This window comes from Nocardiopsis sp. CNZ308 (assembly GCF_004217075.1).
Genome location: NZ_SHKJ01000001.1, coordinates 2,708,360 through 2,726,455 on the forward strand (window position 1 = coordinate 2,708,360; position 18,096 = coordinate 2,726,455).

Genomic DNA, 18,096 nt, shown 5'->3' on the forward strand with positions numbered 1-18,096 from the left:
TACGGCGGTACCGGGGCGTGGCCCGGGCCGGCGGTCCCGAGCACGTGTCCCGGACCCGTGACCGCCACCCGGTCCGCGGCCGGGAACGCCCTCACCGGCGCCGCGGGCCGTCCCTCAGTCGGACGAACCGGGAGGCGCGGGCCACTTCCAGCCCGGAGCCCACGCCCAGCTGTCCGAGACGCCCGGCGGCATGGGCGGCAGCAGACGTGCGCCGGGGCGCCTGTCGTCGCCGTGGTCCCCGGAGTCCGCCGGGTCCTCCGCCCGGTCCTCCGGCTGCCCCCAGGCGCCCAACGGGTCCTCCGGGGCCACGGGGTCCCAGGACCGGTCCGGGCCCGTCCGGCCCGCCTGCCCCATGTGCTCCTCGGGTTCCACGGGGGGCAGGGAGTCCAGCGGCTCGGGAGCGCGCCATTCGCTCATCGGCTCCGCGGGTTCCGCGGCGCTCCAGGAGTTCTCCGAAGCCGCCAGGGGCCAGGGCCGGGCCCGGTCCGTGCTCTCGTCGGCCTCCGTGGGGGCCCGGAAGCCCGGGTGCTCGGGGCTGCGCCATTCGCTCATCGGCTCCGCGGGTTCCGCCGTGCTCCAGGAGTCCGGTTCCTCCGCCGTTCCTCCGGACCGCCAGGGCTCCCTCGGACCCGAGAGCGGGTCCGAGAAGGGGTCCGCGAGCGGGTCCGGGAGCGGGTCCCCGGCCCGGGGGGCCTCCGGCGGTTCCGGACGCGTGCGGGAGGGCAGCGGGTCGGCGGCCCACGGGTGCGGTTCGGGCGCTTCGGTCCCCGGGGGCCCGCCCCGGTCCTGCGACGGGGCCTCCCACGGATCCGGCGGGGACGGCGGTTCCTCGGCCGCGGCACCGGTCCCGCCGGGAAGCGGGTCGTCATCGGCCTCCGGTTCCAGCGACCGGAACGAGGCCGACATCGGGCCCGAGTCCACCTCGGCGAAGTGCGCGGCCACACCGAAGTGGCGGGGCGCCTGCGTCCGGTGGGTCCCGGTCTCGTCGTGCTCGATCGGCGGCGCCATCGGATGGCGCACCGAACCGGCCATGTGGATCCGCGTCCACCACGCGGCCGCGTCCTCGTGGCGCAGCTCCTCCAGCACCTCCAGCGACCCCGGGATGTGCGGGTGCCTGCGCCCCGCGCGCCAGGAGTGGCTGAGCGACTGCGGTTCCAGCACCAGCACCCGCGTGCCGTCGACCAGCGGGATGTCCCCGGGAAGGGCCTCGTTGCCCACCCACGTGCCGTCGCCGCCGACCAGGTCCCACTCGCCGCGCACCACGTCCGCCAGCGGGTCCACCGGCGCGTCCAGGCACGCGGCGGTCCAGCGGGGGTCGGGCCGGGTGCCGGGCACCAGCCGTCCCTCCTTGCCGATCAGCGCGTCCGCGAGCAGCGTGTGCAGCTGGAAGTTGTCGCCGATCCCGTCGAAGCGCACCTGGAAGCCCCGGCGCGAGGTCCGGTCCAGCACCAGGAGCGTGCTCGCCTCCGCCATCCGCAGCAGTTCGTTCACCTCGACGAACTCGCTGAGCTGCGTGGACAGCGCGTGCACGATCTGGGTCAGCCCCTCCAGGGCGCTGGAGTCGGCGCGCACGGCCGCCCGCACCCCGGGGTCGCCCAGCATGGCCTTGGCTGCCAGCCCGTAGCGCAGGGACGTCCACCAGCCCACGGTGGCCAGCGGGGCGTTCTCCCCGAGGACCTCCTCGACGCGCTGCTCGTCGGCCGCCGACACGTCGTTGGGCGCGGGCAGCCGTCCGCCGCCGGTCTTGTCCCACGCGTGCATGAAGGCCACCGCGGCCTGACCGTAACTTCCCAGCTGGCGCAGCACCTCCAGCCCCACCTGTCCAGCGGGCGCTCCGGCCTCCACGAGGGCGCCGGCCAGGACGGCGAGGTCGGCCGCGATCCCGGCGACGGGTTCGCTGTCGCCCAGAACCGGGGCCAGCGCCTCCATGGCGATGGCGAGTTCTTCGACGGGCACCTGGGAGGACAGCCGGAACACGTCGTGCACGGCCGCCGGAAACGCGGGTGCCTGGCTGGCTGCGGTGTCGAGCACGCGTTGGAACGCGGCACGGAACTCATCGGTCACCTGTGAATCCTTCCATACCTACACGTAGTGTCCGTGGTCCGGTCACATGCGCCGATGTCGGACACCGAAAAGGATCCCGTCGGAGAGGACCCGCCCGTGTCCGCCTGGACGTGCGGCGGTCAGGCGGGCGACGCGAACCGGACCTCGTGCGCGTCGCGTTCCGGCGCCAGGAAGGCCAGCAGCCGCAGCCCCTCGGCCTCCGCCTCCTCGCGGTCGGCGGCCCCGATCGGCCGGAACGGCGTCACCTCCACGGCCGCCGTCCCCTTGGCGCGGACCACCTTCCAGGAGCCGCGCACCTCGCCGTCCACGAGCACCGTGGCGGGCGGCATCCCGTTGCGGGAGGCGAGCCGCTTCAGGTCCTCGGCGGAGAGTATCCGGCCGCGGTCGGCGTGGCCGCGCAGCACGTTGTCGAAGTCGTAGAGGAAGCGGACCGGCGCCGGGACGTCCGGTCCGGGGCGCGGGGCGTCGGGGAGGTCGAACAGCTCGGCACCGTCCTCTCCGCGCAGGACCACGAGGCGCTCGCGCAGGCGGTCGACCACCGCGCGCAGCCGGGTCAGCCCCGACCAGGCCTGCACGTCCTTCACGGTGGCCGGTCCGAACGCGGCCAGGTAGCGCAGCACGAGCGCCTCCGGATCGGGCTCGGCGTCCATGGCCAGCCCGGTCCAGGTGTCGGCGGGGGCGAACGCGGGCGGTCCCGAGGAGCCCCACACCCCGCGCGGGGGTATCTGGACGACGGGCAGCAGGGAGCGCACCGCGTAGGACAGGTCGTCGCCGGGAACCCCGGGCCACCGCTCGGCCAGGCGCGCGCCCAGCTCGCCGGGGGTGAGCGGCTCCTTCACCAGCAGGGCGCGCCCGGCGTCCACCACGGCGTCCAGGCCGGTCCCGGCGAGGGCCCTCCCGTGGCCGCTGTGCGCCAGGCCGCGGGCGATGACGGGTTGGACCGTGGGGCGCAGCGCGCGGAAGTCCTCGGGGGTGACCAGGTGCAGGGTGCCGCGCATGAGGGTGGCGCGGACGAGTTCGCCCTCGGTGAGCTGGCGGCCGACGTCCTCGGGGGAGGGGTCCTCGATCCGGTTCTGGAGTCCGACGTACCAGGTGTGCGCGGTCTGCGCCTGGAGGCCGGCCAGGTGGGAGACGACCTCGGTCACCGGCCGGTCCACACGCCGCAGGAGGAACTGGCGGGCGAGGGTGGCACGGCCCAGCGCACGCCGGGAGAGGACGGTGTCGGTGGCGGCCATCGCTCGGTTCCTCCAGGATCGCCGGTCGGTGGGGGCACACTACCGGCCGGGTCCGACAGGCGGGCGCCGCGCGCGGGGCGGCCCGGTGCGTTCCCGGACGGCGGACGGGCGGCGGGCGGGACGGCGGCTGTGTGGGGTACCCCACTCGACGGGCGGCCCGAGGGGCGACACTACAATCCGCAACGGACATAACGCCGTACACCGGAGGAGTGCCCATGTCGTGGTCCGAGCAGTCGCGTGTCCGGTTGGAGAACGAGCACGTGCTGCTCACCCCCCTGGTGGAGACGGACCGCGAGGGGTGGCGTGAACAGGCCATGGACTCCGACATCTGGACGCACTTCGTGGCCCGCGTGGACGACGAGGCGAGCTTCGTCCGGTTCTTCTACTCCTACCTGGCCGCCAGCGACGGCGGAGAGCGCTCCACGTTCACCGTCACCGACAAGGCGAGCGGACGCATCGCGGGCAGCATGAGCTACGGGCACATGTCCGAGCCCGACCTGCGGCTGGAGATCGGCAGCTCCTGGCTGGGGCGCGACTTCCGGGGCCGGGGGGTCAACCACTGGTCCAAGTACCTGCTGCTGCGGCACGCCTTCGAGGAGATGGGCGCCGAGCGGGTCGAGTTCAAGACCGACGTGCTCAACGAACGGGCCCGGCGCGGCCTGCGCTCCATCGGCGCCACGGAGGAGGGCGTCCTGCGCAGCTACAACGTCATGCCGGGCGGGCGCCGCCGGGACGCCGTGTACTACTCGGTGCTGCGCAACGAGTGGCCGGGCGTGCGCGAGCGCCTGGAGGAGGGCCCGCGCTTCCGGTGAGGCCCGCGTCGGCGGCGGGCGGGTTCGCCCACCCGCGCCCGAACCGGTGGATGGTGGGGACGCCTGGCGAGGGGAAGACACCCCCCTCAACACCGCCCCCCCCGGTGTCACGGGCGGCTCCCGTCCCCTGGGAGCCGTCCGCCCTGCGGGCGCGGGTTCCGCCCGGGAGGGAACCGTTCCCGCCCCGCGCAAGTCGTAGATCCGAAACATCCTTCGTCCCGCTCACGACCCCGACCGGGAAGGCGTCTCCCCCGTGAACCCCCACACCCCCGCACCCCCGATGCCCGGCACGCTCAAGGCGGTCCGCGTCATCCTCGTCATCAGGATCGTGCTCGCCGTCGTCATCTACTCCCTGGCCCTGATCGGTCTCGTCGCCCTCGTCAACCTGCCCAGCGCGCAGGTCGAGGCGGAGATGGGCATGGGCGTGGGCGGACTCGTGGCCATCCTGGTCTACGGCCTCGCCCTCACGGCCTTCGAGGCCTACGTCGTGATCGCCCTGAAGAAGGGCGGGGCCAAAGCGCGCACACTCGTGCTCGTGGTCGTGGGCCTGGGGCTCGCCAGCGCGCTCCTCAACCTGCTCAGCGACGCCTCCAACCCGGCCGTGGGCGTGATCCTGATGGTCGTCATCGTGATCCTCATCCGGACCGAGAGCGCCCAGGAGTGGTTCCGCGTGACCGACCCCGGGTACCGGCCCCTGCCGGGCGGACACCCCGGCCAGGGCGGTCACCCGGGTCACCCGGGTCACCCGGGCTACGGCGGCCAGCCGGGCCACCCCGGTCACCCGGGCCAGCCGGGCTACGGGGGCCAGCCGGGCCACCCCGGCCAGGGCGGGTACCCGAACCAGCCCGGCCCCGGCGGTCACCCCGGCCAGACGGGTCCCACCGGTCACTGAGCGGTCCCGCCCAACGCCGCGGGTCCCTCCCACGGCGAAGGGGCGCCCGTGGACCCGCTCCCCCCGGCCCGCACGGGCCGGGGGGGAGCGCGCCGCGGACGCCCCTTCGGGTCCTTCAGAGGCGGTCGAGCAGCTGGGCGCAGCGGATCAGGCCCAGGTGCGAGTACGCCTGCGGGTGGTTGCCCAGCGCCCGCTCGGTGACCGGGTCGAACTCCTCCGGGATGAGCCCGGTCGGTCCGGCGCAGTCCACCAGGTGCTTGAACAGCTCGTCCGCCTCCGCGCGGCGGCCGGTCAGCAGGTACGCCTCGATCAGCCACGCGGTGCACAGGTGGAAGCCGCCCTCACCGCCCGGCAGGCCGTCGTCGCGGTGGTACCGGTACACGGTAGGGCCGCTGCGCAGCTCCGCCTCCACGGCGGTCACGGTGGCCTGGAAGCGCTCGTCGGCCGGGTCGATCAGACCGGACAGGCCGATGTGCAGGGACGCGGCGTCCAGGTCGGTGCCGTCGTAGGCGGTGGTGAAGGCCTGCGCCTCCTCGTTCCAGCCCTTGTCCAGCACCTCGGCGGCGATGCCGTCGCGCAGGTCCGGCCAGGACGGGTCCACCTCGCGGCCGTAGGCGCGGGCCAGGGAGACGGCGCGGTCCAGGGTCACCCAGCACATCACCTTGGAGTAGACGCGCTGGCGGGGCTCGTCGCGCTCCTCCCAGATGCCGTGGTCGGGCTCGTGCCAGCGGCGGGCGACCGCCTCGGCCATCGACCGCACCAGGTCCCAGTCGCGGTCGGCCAGGGTGCCGCGCACCGAGGACAGCTTCTCGATCAGCTCCACGACGGGGCCGAACACGTCCAGCTGCACCTGGTGGTCGGCCAGGTTGCCGATCCGCACCGGCCGCGAGCCCGCGTACCCGGACAGCGACTCGATGACCTCCTCAGGGCCCAGGTCCGTGCCCCGCAGCGAGTACAGCGGGCGCAGCGTCTCCGGGCCGGGCAGCGAGTCCACGACCCGGTGCACCCAGTCCAGGAACTCCTCGGCCTCGGCGGTCGAGCCCAGGGAGACCAGCGACTGCACGGTCAGGGCGCCGTCGCGCAGCCAGCAGTACCGGTAGTCCCAGTTGCGGACGCCGCCGATCTCCTCGGGCAGCGACGTGGTCGCGGCGGCCATCACGCCCCCGGAGGGGGTGCACAGGCCGCGCAGGGTGAGCGCGGAGCGCGCCGCCAGCTGCTGGGCGGTGTCGGGCAGGGTGAGCCCGTCGAGCCAGCGCGACCAGTGCTCGCCGGAGGTCCGCTGACGCTCGGACTCGGGCAGCGTGCCGTGCACGAGGGAGTCGGTGCCGCAGCGCAGCTCCAGCACCACGGGCTGCTCCGAGCGCGGGTGGACGACCGCGCGGGCGAGGTCGGAGACGCCGTCGTGGTCGATCTCCCACTCCACACCGGGCGAGTACAGGGCCATCGGGAAGTCGGCGCCCTCGACGAGCAGGCCGTTCTCCTGTGGCGTGATGCGCACCGGCGCGCGGCCGAAGTCGGGGCGGGGGGCGAACTCCACCGTGGCCGGGGTGACGCCGCTGATCACCCGGATCAGGTCGGTGCGCCCTTGGGGGGTGCCGTGGGCGAGGTAGTCGGTGACGTCCATGCGCGACCAGCGTGTGCGCACGGTCATGGTGCCCGGCAGGTAGCGCTGGCCCAGCGGTCGGCCGCCGTGGGCGGGGGCGACGGCGAACACGCCCGCCTGGCGGCCGCCCAGGACCTCGGCGAACACGGCGTTCGAGTCGGGCTCGGGGTGGCAGAACCACAGCAGGCGCGCGTCCGGGCCGACGAGGGCCACGGAGCCCTGGTTGGAGAGCATCGACATGCGCTCGATGGGCGTGGGGCGCTCGCCGAAGACCCAGAAGCGGCGCTCGGCGGCCAGCGCGGACAGCAGGGCCGCGGCGGTCGGGGTGTCGGCCACGCGGTGGGAGGCCACGGTGGGGCCCTCGCCGACCCGCACGCCCGCGTCGGCGCCGGTCAGCCGCATGAAGACGGGCTCCTCGCCCTCGCCGCCGCCGATGTAGAGGATGGCGGTGGCCTCGACCTGGTCGCGCAGCAGCTCCAGGGCGGCCGCCTTGTCCGAGGGCGAGTCGGCGTTGCGGTGGTCGGGGTCGACGGTCACGTCGGTGTCGAACTCGGTGCCGTGGGCGCCCACGAGGCGCACCTCGGCGGGCAGGCGCGAGAGCGCGGCCAGGTCGCGCAGGGGGCGGCCGGAGATGACCGCGCACACGGTGCCCGGCAGGTCGGCCAGGTCGCGCAGCGCGCGCAGGGCCTCGGGCAGGGGGCGCCGGTCGGCCGGGTCGACCGTGGAGAGGGCGCCGTCGTAGTCGCAGGCCACCAGGAGCCGTGAGGTTCTGGCGAGGGCGGAGACGCGTTGCCGGACGTCCACGGGCATGAGCGCGGGAGCGGTGTCCCCCGGCATGCCCGGAACCGCTTCGACCGCTTGGGTGACCGTCACGCTGCCTCCTCCGTTGGTCCGCGTTGACCTGGGGAATCGGATGATCTGTAGGACTCCGCGCGCATGCTGCTGGTTCACTCTGATATGGGTGTGCACAAGAGTGAGCCCAGGGCTTGTGGCGCGGGATGGGACTTCCGGGGACGTCAGAGGGATCCTCAGGAGCTCTTCACGTGTGCGCGGGCGAGAGGTGGTGCCGAACGCAAAGATCCGGTCCGCAAGAAGTCAACGCGAGACTACCTGCGTCCCACAGGTACCTGCGACCTCAGATTCCAGTGATGCAGGTCACGAATCGGCCGCAAAACAGGGCGAAGGTCGCGGATCCTGACCCGGGCGAGCCCGTGACCACCCACCGTCGCCGAGGATGTGGCTGGTAGAGGGGGCGGGTGCGTTCCCTCGGCGCGGGACGTGCGATGGGACACGTCGGCGCTCGGCGGCGGACCCCCGGTCACCGCACCGGTCCGGCGGTCCCCGTTCCGCCCGGGACCCGGGTCACGGCAGCCGGTAACCCACGCGGGGCACGGTCTGGATGGGGTTCGGGGTGCCCAGCTTGCGCCGCAGGGAGCGGATGGTCACGCGCACGATCGTGGTGAACGGGTCGATGTTCTCGTCCCACACCCTCTCCAGCAGGGCCTCCGCCGACACCGGGGCGCCGTCGGCGCGCAGCAGCTCCTCCAGCACCCCGAACTGCTTGGGCGACAGGTGCAGCGGCCTGCCGTCGCGGAAGGCCTCGTAGCGGGTGGAGTTGAGCCGCAGGCCCGAGCGCTCCAGAACCGGCGGTTCGGCCAGGCCGGGCCTCCGGGCCAGGGCGCGGACCCGGGCGATCATCTCCTCGCGGTCGAGGGGCCTGATGAGGTAGTCGTCCGCGCCCAGCTCGAAACCGGCGAGTCGCTCCTTCGGGCTGGTGGGAGAACTCACCATGAGCACCCGCACCTGACCGTGCAGGGCGGTGGCCACGCGGCACACCTCGTTCCCGCTCAACCCCGGCAGCGCCCGTTCGAGCAGCATGACCCCGTACTCGTTGACGGCGAGCTTGTACAGCGCCGTCTCCCCGTCAGGGGCGGTGTCCACGGCGAAACCGGCCTCCCGCAGCCATGAGGCGGTCGGCTGTGCGGGGTCCTCTCCGTGGTCCACGACCAAGACCCTCATACGCTCTTCCTTCTCCCTCCGCGCGCGGCGGGCGTTTCCGTAGGACGTGGCGAGGGGGGCGCTCACACTCTGTTCACAGCGCGTCGTGTCTACTTCTTGGTCATGCCGTCGACCGACCCCGGGGAGCACCCGCTCCACCTCCCCGGCCACCCGGCCTCGCCCCTGGGTGAGGCCCTCGTTGATATAAGCGCGATCGCCCACAATGTACGGTTCATGGCAAAGCGGACCAATTCCGAAATTCTTGCCGTCGTCAAGGCGAACGGCTTCGGCCACGGGGCCGTGGAGGTCGCCCGCGCCTCCCTGGAGGCCGGAGCGACCTGGCTGGGCGTGACCTCCCTGGAGGAGGCGCTCGCCCTGCGCCGCGCCGGGCTGCGCGCCCCCGTGCTGTGCTGGCTGCACCGTGCGGACCAGGACTTCGACTCCGCCGTCGCCGCCGACGTGGACCTGTCCGTCCCCTCGGTCGGCCACCTGCGCGCCGTGGCCGACGCCGCCGTGCGCACGGGCCGTGTCGCGCACGTCCACCTCAAGGCCGACACCGGGCTGAGCCGCAACGGCGCGCCGCCGGACGCCTGGCCCGGACTGGTCGGTCTGGCCCGCGTACTGGAACTGGACGGCCTGGTCCGGGTGCGCGGTGTCTGGTCACACCTGGCCTCCGCCGACCTGCCCGGCGCGGGGACCACCGCGCAGCAGGTCGCCGCCTTCGAGGGGGCGCTCTCCCAGGCCCGCGCGGCCGGGCTCGACCCGTCGCTGCGGCACCTGGCCAACACGGCCGCGATCCTCAACGAGCCCGCCACGCACTTCGACCTGGTCCGGGCGGGGGTCGGCCTCTACGGAGTGGAGCCCGTCGAGGGCAGGCGCTTCGGCCTGCGCCTGGCCATGACCCTGCGCGCCCGGGTGGCCATGGTCCGCCGGGTCCCCGCGGGGACGGGCGTCAGCTACCACCACGCCTACACCACCCCGCGCGAGAGCCTGCTCGCCCTCGTCCCGCTCGGCTACGCCGACGGCGTGCCCCGGGCGGCGGGGGACCGGGCCTACGTGTGGATCGCCGGACGGCGGTGCCCCGTGGCCGGACGCATCGCCATGGACCAGTTCGTGGTCGACGTCGGCGGCATGGACGTGCGCGAGGGCGACGAGGTGGTCGTGTTCGGCCCCGGCGACCGCGGCGAGCCCACCGTCGAGGAGTGGGCCGACTGGGCCGGAACCATCCCCCACGAGATTCTCACCGGTGTGGGCGCGCGCGTGCCCCGCCTCCACCAGGACCTGGCGCGGCCCGTGCCGCGCGAACCGAGCAAGGAGAGATCGAGTGCCTGAGGCAAGGACACGCGTCGCCGTCGTCTTCGGTGGACGCAACGGGGAGTACGACGTCTCGTGCGCGTCGGCGATGTCGGTCCTCACCCACCTGGACCGCGACCGGTACGAGGTCGTCCCGGTGCGGATCACGCGCGCCGGGGCGTGGGTGGTGGGCGCCGACACCGACGACCCCGCCGCGCTGGACGCCGAGCGCCTGCTGGCCCTGACCCCCGAGCCCGGCGGCGAGAGGGAGCTGCGCACGGGCGACGGCCTGGGCGAGGCGATCCTCGCGTTGGGCGGGGCGGACGTGGTCTTCCCCGTCATCCACGGCCCCTACGGGGAGGACGGCACGATCCAGGGGATGCTCGAACTCCTGGGAGTGCCCTACGTGGGCAACGGCGTGCTCGCCAGCGCCACCGGTATGGACAAGGCGACCACCAAGACGCTGCTGCGCGCGGCGGGGCTGCCGGTCGCGCGGGACGTGGTGCTGCGCGGACCGGACGACGAGGTCTCGCCGCAGGAGCGCGCCGAGCTGGGGCTGCCCGTGTTCGTCAAGCCCGCGCGCAGCGGCTCCAGCCTGGGGGTGACGCGGGTCGGCGACTGGTCGGAGCTGGAGGCCGCCGTCAAGACCGCGCGCGAGTTCGACACCAAGGTCCTGGTGGAGGAGGCGGTCGTCGGCCGCGAGGTCGACCTGGCCGTCCTGGAGCTGCCCGACGGCGCGCTCAAGGTCGGGCCGCCGCTGGAGATCCGGGTCGCGGACACGGAACGCTTCTTCGACTACGACACCAAGTACGGGGGCGACGCGGTCTTCGACATCCCCGCCGACCTGCCGGTCGGGCTCCAGACGCAGCTGGGCGACCTCGCCCTGGGCGTGTTCGAGGCGGTCGGCTGCTCCGGCCTGCTGCGCGTGGACTTCTTCCTGCGCGGGGGCACCGAACCCGTCGTCAACGAGGTCAACACCCTGCCGGGGTTCACCGCGCACTCGCAGTACCCCCAGATCTGGCGGGCTACGGGCCTGGAGTACCCCGAGCTGCTGGACAGCCTCATCCGGACCGCGCTGGCCTGAGGGCCGCGTCCGTCCCGGGAAACGCGGGGGCCCGCCACACGTGTGGCGGGCCCTTCCCTGTGGCTGTGGGGGGGAGGGGGCTCAGCCCTTCCCCGGCTTGCGCAGGTGGTGCACCCACGCGGGCGGGACGTTGGCGAACACCTTCTCGGAGCCGATGCCGTAGCGGTCGATCCACTCCTGGACGAGCCAGCTCGTGCGGACCTGGCGCAGGTAGTCCTCGCGGCGGGCGATGACCGCCTTGACCTCCTTGGTGTACAGGTACCCGTAGAAGGACATGGTGCCGCCCGGTTCGAGCACCTCGAAGTAGTAGTCCAGGATCTCCCGGACGGCGTCGGCGGTGAAGTTCGCGAACGGCAGGCCCGACACGATCACGTCGTAGGACCGGTCGGTGCCCATGTCGTTGACGAGTTTGGCGTGCACGCGGGAGCCGTCGGCCACCCGCGACATGACCGGGTCGGTCTTGAGCAGACCCTCCACGTGGGCGGCGAACTCGGGGTTGGCCTCCACCAGGTCCAGGGTGTCCCCCGGCTGCATCGAGGCGGCGATCCCGCGGCTGATCGCGCCGGTCCCGGCTCCGGCCTCCAGGATGCGCAGCGGGCGGTCGGGTTCTGGTCGGCGCCGGACGTACTCGGCCATCGCACGCGCCAGCGCACCGCTGCTGGGGAGGATGGAACCCGTGGCGTGGAAGGTGCGCAGCGCCTGGCTGAAGAACAGTCGGGTGTCACGCAGGCGCTCGTCCAACCTCAGGGAGGAAAGGGGTCCGGCAGGGCTGTGGGTCTCGGACATACACGCACGCTAACGCCTCACCCCTCCCCGAAGGGAGTCGGCGCGGCCGCGTTCTGGGAAAACCCAGGTGAAACCGTGTGTGTCCATACCCACCGCGCAAAGGGGAACTCCGACGCCGCGGGGAGCGCCGCGCGGGCCGGGGCGCCGCCGGACGCCGCCGTACGCGCGCGCCGACCCGGCGTCCGCCGAGGCCGCTGTCCCCGCGACCGGTGACGGCCTACCCTGGGGGGATGAGCGAACCGGCCAGCACCTCCGAGACCCCCGCCCACCCACGGACCGCGCTGGTCACCGGAGCCTCCACCGGGATCGGCGAGGAGTACGCCCGCAGGCTCGCCGAACGCGGCTACTCCCTCGTCCTCGTCGCCCGCCGGGGCGAGCTCCTGGAGGCCCTCGCCGAGGAGATCGGCGGACGCTACGGGGTCGGCGTCCAGCCCCTGCCCGCCGACCTGGGCACCGACGAGGGCCTCTCGCTGGTCGTCAAGCGCCTGTCCGCCGACGGCAGCGGTGACGAGGCCCCCGTGGACCTGCTCGTCAACAACGCCGGGCGGGGCGACGGCGGCCCCTTCGTCAAGCAGGAGCCCTCCGAGATCGACGCCATGCTCGACCTCAACGTGCGCGCGGTCCTGCACCTGACCCGCGCCGTCCTGCCGGTGCAGATCGCCCGCCGCGGGAGCCTGCCGGGCCGGACCAGGCTCGGCGTCATCAACCTCTCCTCCGTCGCGGGCGAGATCACCGCCAACCCCGGCGGCTCGGTGTACGGGGCCGGGAAGAAGTTCGTGTCCCTGTGGAGCGAGAGCGTGGCCGCCGAGGTCGCCGAGCACGGCGTGCACGTCACCGCGGTCCTGCCGGGTTTCGTGCGCACCGACATGACCAGGGGCGTCCAGGAGAGCGGGATGCCCGCGTTCGCGTTCGTCCCCAAGGAGCAGGTCGTGCGCGAGTCCCTCACCGCCTGGGCGGCCGGTCGCTCCAGCGTCGTCGCCGGCGCCCAGTACAAGGCGGCCACGGGGCTCCTGCGCTTCATCCCCAAGCCGATCGTGCGCGCCGCCGCCCGCAGGGTGTGGTGAACCGGGCGGAGGCGAGGCGGACCGGGAGCGAGGGCCGCTCTGCGCGGGGACGCGACCGGCGGGGCGCGGCGCGGTGTGGCGCACGCCGCCGCCCACATGATGAGACATCACCGCGAGGGTGCGGCATCGGGGCGCCGGACCGCCTACGCTGGTAGCGCATCTGTCGGTCGAGGAAAGACACCATGAAGACCTTCGAAGAGCTGTTCGCCGAGCTGTCCGAGAAGGCGCGTTCCCGCCCCGAGGGCTCCGGGACCGTCGCCCAGCTCGACGCCGGCGTCCATGCCATCGGCAAGAAGGTCGTCGAGGAGGCGGCGGAGGTCTGGATGGCCGCCGAGTACGAGTCGGACGACCAGGCCGCCGAAGAGATCTCGCAGCTCCTCTACCACCTCCAGGTCCTGATGCTGGCCCGCGGCCTGCGTCTGGAGGACGTCTACAAGCATCTGTAGGCCGACGCGCCGCCCGTGCGCATCCGGCCACCGACGCCACGTCCCCGTACACGCAGCCACGAGAAAGCCGTGAACATGCCCGACATGCTGAGAATCGCCGTGCCCAACAAGGGCCAGCTCTCCGAACCCGCCGTGGAGATGCTCCGCGAGGCCGGGTACCGGCAGCGCAAGAGCAGCCGCGACCTGGTCATGATCGACCCCGACAACGACACCGAGTTCTTCTTCCTGCGCCCCAAGGACATCGCCGTCTACGTCGGCGAGGGCATCCTCCAGGCCGGGATCACCGGCCGCGACATGCTGCTGGACTCCGGCGCCGCCGTGGACGAGGTCCTGCCGCTGGGCTTCGGCGGCTCCACCTTCCGCTTCGCCGCGCCCGGCGGCGCCGGCATGAAGGTGTCCGACCTCAACGGCAAGCGCATCGCCACGTCCTTCGACGGCCTCCTGCGCTCCTACCTGGACGAGCAGGGCGTCGACGCCCGCGTCATCCACCTGGACGGCGCGGTCGAGAGCTCCGTCCAGCTCGGCGTCGCCGACGCCGTCGCCGACGTGGTCTCCACCGGCACCACCCTGCGCCAGGCGGGCATGGAGACCTTCGGCGAGCCGATCCTGGTCTCCGAGGCGGTGGTCATCCGTCCGTCCGGGGCCCCCGAGAACCCCAGGTTCGACACGCTGCTGCGCCGTCTGCGCGGCGTCCTGGTCGCCCGCGACTACGTGATGATGGACTACGACGTGCACGCCGAGCGCCTGGAGGCGGCGGTCGCGCTCACCCCGGGCATGGAGGGGCCGACGGTCTCCCCGCTGCACAGGGAGGGCTGGGTCGCGGTCCGCTCGATGGTGCGGAGCAAGGACGCCCAGCGGATCATGGACGACCTGTGGCAGCTAGGCGCCCGCGCCATCCTGGTCACCGACATCTACGCCTGCCGCCTGTAGGCGGTGTCCTGAGCGACGGACCGGCGGGGACCGGCATGACGCCGGTCCCCGCCGGTCCTTTCGCGCTGCTGAAGGGTGTCCGCGCCCCTCGGAGCCGTCGGTCGGCCCGACGCCGTCCGTCAGTCCGGTGCCGCCCCGGTGCGCCGCTCGCGACGTGAACGGGTGAGGCCGTGGGCCGTGCGGAGCAGCTCCCTGGCCGCCTCCCCGGTCCGCGGCCCCGGGTTCACCACGGCGAGCCAGCCCAGGCCGCCGTAGACGGGGTGCGCCACCACCGTGTCCGCCGCGCTCGGGTCCGCGTCCGGATCGGCCGCTTCGCGGGGCTCGTGGCCCGTCCAGCTGACGAAGGCCTCCCTTCCGGCGGCGACGTTCAGACGGAAGACGCCGGGCCGGTCCAGGCGCGACGCCCGGTCGTCGGGGTAGTCCTTCGTCACGATGGTCGCGAAGGGCTGGGTCGCGGTGGGGACGACGCCGTCGGGCGCGTAGTAGAAGAACGTGTCGCCCCAGCTGAGTTCGGGCGAGCCGTCGCCGGGCCGCGGCCTGAGGGTCAGTACGCCCTCAAGGCCCTCCAGGAACGCGGTGATCTCTTCGATGCTCATGTGTTCCAGCGTTACATTCATGTGGTTGTGGAGACTTTTCCCCGAAGAGTGCGAGGTGGGGGAGTGAAAAGTCGCGACTCGACCGCCATGCGCACGGTCGACGTGGCCCGGAGCTCCGGGTACTCCGTCCAGCAGGTGCGCAACCTCGAACGCGACGGTGTGCTGCCCCCGGCGGCGCGCACGGCCTCGGGCTACCGGGTCTACACCGAGGCGCACGTGTGCTCGGCCCTGGCCTACCGGGCCCTGGCCGCCGGAACCGGCCCGGTCGAGGCCGGGCGGATCGTGCGCGCCGCGCACGGGTACCCGGCCTCGGACCTGCTCGCCCTCCTGGACGCCGCGCACGCCCGGCTCCACACCGAGCGCCGGGAACTCGGGCTGGCCAGGCAGGCCGCGGAGGCGATCGCCGCGGAGCCGGTCGGGGACGTCCGCCCGGCGGACTCGATGGGAGTCTCCGAACTCGCCGCCGCGCTCGGCGTGCGTCCCTCGACGCTGCGGCACTGGGACGCCGAGGGGCTCGTCGTGCCCGGCCGGACCTCCCCCGGGGGAGCGCGGAGGTACTCGCCCGCCGACGCCAGGGACGCGCGGATCGTCCACCAGCTGCGCATGGCCGGGTACCGCGTCGCACCGCTCCGTTTCCTGATGCCGCAGCTGCGCCGCGCGCACCGGTGGGACGAGGTGATGGCCGCGCTGGCCGCCCGGGACGCGAGCATCGACGCCCGGTCCGCGGCCCTGCTCGAAGGCGCCGCCGCGCTCGGCGCCCTGCTGCGGTCGGCGCGGACCCCGGGCCCTCACTCCGGAGCCTCCGACAGGGGCCGCAGCCCGACGGCGAACTCCACACCCCCGTCGTACTCCGACTGACGGAGGGCGCCCACGTCGGCGAACATGCCCTCGACCTCGTGCCCGAACAGGTGGGTCAGCGCCAGGGTGAGGCCGCCCAGGCTCTCCCGCCCGGGCATCAGCAGCCGGACCTCGGTGCCCTCCCCGTACTCCACCAGCTCCACGCCCTCCGGCAGCGGGGACGGGGAGGGACCGGTCTCCGCGACCGGCACGCACACCCGGTAGCCCGCGCCCTCCGACCCCGGCTCCAGGCTCTTCCACCACCGGCCGTCGGAGCGCCACCCGCGCTCCTCGACCAGCGCGCCGAGCCGCCCGGCGAGGGCGTGCACCTCGGCGCGCTCCCGGTCCAGGTCGAAGTCCCCGTCCGAGGAGAGCGCGGTCACCCCTGTCAGGGCCGTGCGCGCCCGCCGGGGCCGGACCTCCACCCTCGGCTCCCACGCCAGGACCGCGAGGGCCTCCGCCAGTGCCCGGTCCTGGGCCTCCCGCTCGCGCCGGAGGTCCTCGGCGTGCCGGCGCAGCGCGTCCGGGGCCAGGCCGGGGTCGTCCACCACGCGCCGGACGGTGTCCAGGCCCATGCCCGCGCGGCGCAGGGTGACGATCTGCCCGGCGCGCTCGATCTGGTCGACGGTGTACCAGCGGAACTGCGTGTCCTCGTCCACGCGGGCCGGGACCAGCAGCCCGAGGGAGTGGTAGTGGCGCAGCGCCTTGTGCGAGAGGCCGGTGAGTTCACTGAAGGAACCGATGGGAAGCATGGTTCCACTGTGGCTCCTCCCCCCAGGGGAGGGGCAAACGGGCGCTCGGGGCCCGCCGACGTCCCGGCGCGGGGCGCCGTCAGTCCTTCCGGTCCCCGCGGCGGGCTTGGAGGGCGGCCCAGACGAGCGGGATCTGGAGCGGCACGCGGCCCCAGGCCACGAGGCGGTTGTCGGCCGGGCCCCGGAGCCTGCCCGTACCCGAGTCGAGGGCCATCTGGACGTTGGCGGGCCACACGGCGAGCAGCAGGGCCGCGCTCGCCGGACCGGCCCACGCCCTGCGCGTCAACAGCCCCGCGCCGCAGACCAGTTCGGCCGCGCCGCTGCCGTAGACCCACGCGCGCGGCGCGGGCAGGGAGCGGGGCATGATCGCCTGGAAGGGTCCGGGCACCGCGAAGTGCAGCACGCCCGAAGCCGCGAACAGGACGCCGAGGGCGTGGGGAGCGACCCCGCGCACCCGGTCGAGCGGTCCGCCGCGCCCGCGCTTCACCCGCATGGAGTCCTCCTTCGGTGGGGTGGACATCGACCCTACTCTTGGGTAACCCCACGGTCCGGGACGACCCCGCGGACAGCGCCCCGTCCTTCCCCCCGGCGGGAGCGCGGGCGCGCCCGCCGGGCGGGCACAATGTGGGGTATGGACCAGCCGACGACGTACACCGCCCCGGTTTCCCGTGAACCCGAGGAGGAGACCGCCACCCTGGCGAGGGTGACCGGGGAGACCGGCGGCGACCTCGTGCTTCGCCGCGTGGGCGCGCACTACGAGATCTACTCCAACGGGGTGTTCCTCATGGACACCCGCGACGGCACCTCCGAGCGGGAGATGGTGCGCGCCAGCCTCGCCGCCCTCCCCGCGGGCCGCTCGCGCTCCCGGGTGCTCATCGGCGGCCTGGGCGTGGGCTTCTCCGCCCGCGAGGCCCTGGAGCACGCCCGGGTGGCGGTGGTGGACGTGGTGGAACTCGAACCCCACGTGATCGCCTGGCACGACGGGGAACTGGGCGAGGCCGCCGAGTACGTGCACCGGGACCCGCGCTGCCGGGTGGTCAACGCCGACATCGTGGCCTGGCTGGAGGAGGCGTCCTCGGCCGCGGCCCCCGTCCGCTACGACGCGATCTGCCTGGACACCGACAACGGGCCCGACTGGACGGTGGTGGAGAACAACAACCGCCTCTACGAGGCGGCCGGGCTGGACCGGCTCACCCGCCTGCTCGCCCCCGGCGGGGTCCTGGCCTTCTGGAGCGCCAACGCGGTGCCCGCCTTCGAGGAGTCGCTGCGGGGCAGGTTCGCCTCGGTGGAGGTCATCGAGGTGCCGGTCGCCCGCGGCGTGCCCGACACCGTCTACCTGGCGCGCGAGCCGCGCTGAGGCGGGCGGCCGCGTTCGCGGCGGTGCCGCCCGCGGGCGGCACCGTGGGGCGGCACCCGCCGGGGGCTCAGCTCCTGGTGTCGGACATGTAGGCCGTGAACTCGTCCAGGGTGATCAGCCTGTCGCCGTCCTGGTCCATGGCCTCGATCGCACGCAGGGCCTGCTCCTCCGTGCAGCTGTCCCCGAGGCGGTGCATCAGGTCGGCGTACTCCTGTGCGGAGATGCGGCCGTCGCTGTCGGCGTCGACGAACGCGAAGGTCGTCGCGTACTCGTTGGTGTCGGGCATCTGCGTTCGTCTCCAGGGAGTCGCGGTGGCGGGTCCGGCGCAAGATTACCGGTGAGGGGGC

At 73.8% G+C, this 18,096-nt stretch carries 18 protein-coding genes; 9 read left to right on the forward strand and 9 right to left on the reverse strand.

Annotated elements, in window-relative coordinates:
• Window positions 1-114: 114 nt before the first annotated feature.
• Together EV372_RS11775 and EV372_RS11780 are read right to left on the reverse strand one after the other, a co-directional pair.
• A complete protein-coding gene (locus EV372_RS11775; RefSeq protein WP_130396029.1) occupies window positions 115-2,064 on the reverse strand; it encodes a hypothetical protein in 1,950 nt (649 codons plus the stop codon).
• Window positions 2,065-2,183: 119 nt separating this feature from the next.
• Complete coding sequence (locus tag EV372_RS11780) at window positions 2,184-3,299, reverse strand: winged helix DNA-binding domain-containing protein (protein WP_130396030.1); 1,116 nt, start codon at window positions 3,297-3,299, stop codon at window positions 2,184-2,186.
• A gap of 215 nt (window positions 3,300-3,514) precedes the next feature.
• On the opposite strand from EV372_RS11780, the gene EV372_RS11785 reads away from it, so the two are divergent.
• Window positions 3,515-4,111: a GNAT family N-acetyltransferase gene (locus EV372_RS11785; RefSeq protein ID WP_013156358.1), complete on the forward strand. Its 597-nt coding sequence runs from the start codon at window positions 3,515-3,517 to the stop codon at window positions 4,109-4,111.
• A 253-nt stretch (window positions 4,112-4,364) separates the two neighbouring features.
• Window positions 4,365-5,003 carry a hypothetical protein gene (locus tag EV372_RS29230; protein WP_130513896.1) on the forward strand — a complete coding sequence of 213 codons (639 nt, stop codon included), beginning with the start codon at window positions 4,365-4,367 and terminating at the stop codon, window positions 5,001-5,003.
• Window positions 5,004-5,118: 115 nt separating this feature from the next.
• On the opposite strand, the gene EV372_RS11795 is transcribed toward EV372_RS29230, so the two are convergent.
• Both EV372_RS11795 and EV372_RS11800 read right to left on the reverse strand, forming a co-directional pair.
• Entirely contained in the window at window positions 5,119-7,479 is a 2,361-nt protein-coding gene (locus EV372_RS11795) for a trehalase-like domain-containing protein (protein ID WP_130396031.1), read from the reverse strand.
• A 489-nt stretch (window positions 7,480-7,968) separates the two neighbouring features.
• Complete coding sequence (locus EV372_RS11800; protein WP_013156361.1) at window positions 7,969-8,625, reverse strand: response regulator transcription factor; 657 nt, start codon at window positions 8,623-8,625, stop codon at window positions 7,969-7,971.
• Window positions 8,626-8,727: 102 nt separating this feature from the next.
• Between EV372_RS11800 and alr the strand changes: the two genes are divergently transcribed.
• On the forward strand, window positions 8,728-9,936 hold the full coding sequence (gene alr, locus EV372_RS11805; protein ID WP_197044250.1) for an alanine racemase: 1,209 nt from the start codon (window positions 8,728-8,730) through the stop codon (window positions 9,934-9,936).
• Window positions 9,929-10,981 (forward strand): D-alanine--D-alanine ligase family protein, encoded by a 1,053-nt coding sequence (locus tag EV372_RS11810; protein WP_130396032.1) that lies wholly within the window; start codon window positions 9,929-9,931, stop codon window positions 10,979-10,981. The genes alr and EV372_RS11810 overlap by 8 nt, the downstream gene beginning before the upstream one ends.
• 81 nt (window positions 10,982-11,062) lie before the next feature.
• On the opposite strand, the gene EV372_RS11815 is transcribed toward EV372_RS11810, so the two are convergent.
• Complete coding sequence (locus EV372_RS11815; protein ID WP_130396033.1) at window positions 11,063-11,767, reverse strand: class I SAM-dependent methyltransferase; 705 nt, start codon at window positions 11,765-11,767, stop codon at window positions 11,063-11,065.
• Between the two features lie 230 nt (window positions 11,768-11,997).
• Here EV372_RS11815 and EV372_RS11825 point away from each other — a divergent pair, with 230 nt between their 5' ends.
• The 3 genes from EV372_RS11825 (at window position 11,998) to hisG (ending at window position 14,207) form a co-directional block, all read left to right on the forward strand.
• The gene (locus EV372_RS11825) at window positions 11,998-12,831 is read left to right on the forward strand and encodes an SDR family NAD(P)-dependent oxidoreductase (RefSeq protein ID WP_130396035.1); all 834 of its coding nucleotides are present in this window, start codon (window positions 11,998-12,000) and stop codon (window positions 12,829-12,831) included.
• 182 nt (window positions 12,832-13,013) lie between these two features.
• The gene (locus EV372_RS11830) at window positions 13,014-13,277 is read left to right on the forward strand and encodes a phosphoribosyl-ATP diphosphatase (RefSeq protein WP_013156366.1); all 264 of its coding nucleotides are present in this window, start codon (window positions 13,014-13,016) and stop codon (window positions 13,275-13,277) included.
• Between the two features lie 75 nt (window positions 13,278-13,352).
• The gene (hisG, locus tag EV372_RS11835; RefSeq protein ID WP_130396036.1) at window positions 13,353-14,207 is read left to right on the forward strand and encodes an ATP phosphoribosyltransferase; all 855 of its coding nucleotides are present in this window, start codon (window positions 13,353-13,355) and stop codon (window positions 14,205-14,207) included.
• A gap of 119 nt (window positions 14,208-14,326) precedes the next feature.
• Here the strand turns inward: hisG and EV372_RS11840 are convergent, their stop codons facing one another.
• Window positions 14,327-14,803 (reverse strand): DUF6194 family protein, encoded by a 477-nt coding sequence (locus EV372_RS11840; protein ID WP_130396037.1) that lies wholly within the window; start codon window positions 14,801-14,803, stop codon window positions 14,327-14,329.
• Window positions 14,804-14,866: 63 nt separating this feature from the next.
• On the opposite strand from EV372_RS11840, the gene EV372_RS11845 reads away from it, so the two are divergent.
• Window positions 14,867-15,661: a MerR family transcriptional regulator gene (locus tag EV372_RS11845; RefSeq protein ID WP_253795856.1), complete on the forward strand. Its 795-nt coding sequence runs from the start codon at window positions 14,867-14,869 to the stop codon at window positions 15,659-15,661.
• Here EV372_RS11845 and EV372_RS11850 read toward each other — a convergent pair.
• Both EV372_RS11850 and EV372_RS11855 read right to left on the reverse strand, forming a co-directional pair.
• The gene (locus EV372_RS11850) at window positions 15,592-16,392 is read right to left on the reverse strand and encodes a MerR family transcriptional regulator (RefSeq protein WP_130396038.1); all 801 of its coding nucleotides are present in this window, start codon (window positions 16,390-16,392) and stop codon (window positions 15,592-15,594) included. The two genes, EV372_RS11845 and EV372_RS11850, sit on opposite strands and share 70 nt — an antisense overlap.
• Window positions 16,393-16,471: 79 nt before the next feature.
• Complete coding sequence (locus EV372_RS11855) at window positions 16,472-16,885, reverse strand: DoxX family protein (protein WP_130398887.1); 414 nt, start codon at window positions 16,883-16,885, stop codon at window positions 16,472-16,474.
• Window positions 16,886-17,023: 138 nt separating this feature from the next.
• Here EV372_RS11855 and EV372_RS11860 point away from each other — a divergent pair, with 138 nt between their 5' ends.
• A complete protein-coding gene (locus tag EV372_RS11860; protein WP_130396039.1) occupies window positions 17,024-17,749 on the forward strand; it encodes a spermine/spermidine synthase domain-containing protein in 726 nt (241 codons plus the stop codon).
• Window positions 17,750-17,816: 67 nt separating this feature from the next.
• On the opposite strand, the gene EV372_RS11865 is transcribed toward EV372_RS11860, so the two are convergent.
• Window positions 17,817-18,035 carry an EF-hand domain-containing protein gene (locus EV372_RS11865; RefSeq protein ID WP_130396040.1) on the reverse strand — a complete coding sequence of 73 codons (219 nt, stop codon included), beginning with the start codon at window positions 18,033-18,035 and terminating at the stop codon, window positions 17,817-17,819.
• Window positions 18,036-18,096: the final 61 nt, after the last annotated feature.

What these genes read in the sequence shown, in the direction of transcription:
- hisG (WP_130396036.1), top strand. Translation starts at nt 13,353, where the DNA reads ATGCCCGACATGCTGAGAATCGCCGTGCCCAACAAGGGCCAGCTCTCC.
- EV372_RS11800 (WP_013156361.1), bottom strand. Translation starts at nt 8,625, where the DNA reads ATGAGGGTCTTGGTCGTGGACCACGGAGAGGACCCCGCACAGCCGACC.
- EV372_RS11830 (WP_013156366.1), top strand. Translation starts at nt 13,014, where the DNA reads ATGAAGACCTTCGAAGAGCTGTTCGCCGAGCTGTCCGAGAAGGCGCGT.
- EV372_RS11850 (WP_130396038.1), bottom strand. Translation starts at nt 16,392, where the DNA reads ATGCTTCCCATCGGTTCCTTCAGTGAACTCACCGGCCTCTCGCACAAG.
- EV372_RS11815 (WP_130396033.1), bottom strand. Translation starts at nt 11,767, where the DNA reads ATGTCCGAGACCCACAGCCCTGCCGGACCCCTTTCCTCCCTGAGGTTG.
- EV372_RS11825 (WP_130396035.1), top strand. Translation starts at nt 11,998, where the DNA reads ATGAGCGAACCGGCCAGCACCTCCGAGACCCCCGCCCACCCACGGACC.
- EV372_RS11780 (WP_130396030.1), bottom strand. Translation starts at nt 3,299, where the DNA reads ATGGCCGCCACCGACACCGTCCTCTCCCGGCGTGCGCTGGGCCGTGCC.
- EV372_RS11865 (WP_130396040.1), bottom strand. Translation starts at nt 18,035, where the DNA reads ATGCCCGACACCAACGAGTACGCGACGACCTTCGCGTTCGTCGACGCC.
- EV372_RS11860 (WP_130396039.1), top strand. Translation starts at nt 17,024, where the DNA reads ATGGACCAGCCGACGACGTACACCGCCCCGGTTTCCCGTGAACCCGAG.
- alr (WP_197044250.1), top strand. Translation starts at nt 8,728, where the DNA reads ATGCCGTCGACCGACCCCGGGGAGCACCCGCTCCACCTCCCCGGCCAC.
- EV372_RS11855 (WP_130398887.1), bottom strand. Translation starts at nt 16,885, where the DNA reads ATGCGGGTGAAGCGCGGGCGCGGCGGACCGCTCGACCGGGTGCGCGGG.
- EV372_RS11840 (WP_130396037.1), bottom strand. Translation starts at nt 14,803, where the DNA reads ATGAGCATCGAAGAGATCACCGCGTTCCTGGAGGGCCTTGAGGGCGTA.
- EV372_RS11785 (WP_013156358.1), top strand. Translation starts at nt 3,515, where the DNA reads ATGTCGTGGTCCGAGCAGTCGCGTGTCCGGTTGGAGAACGAGCACGTG.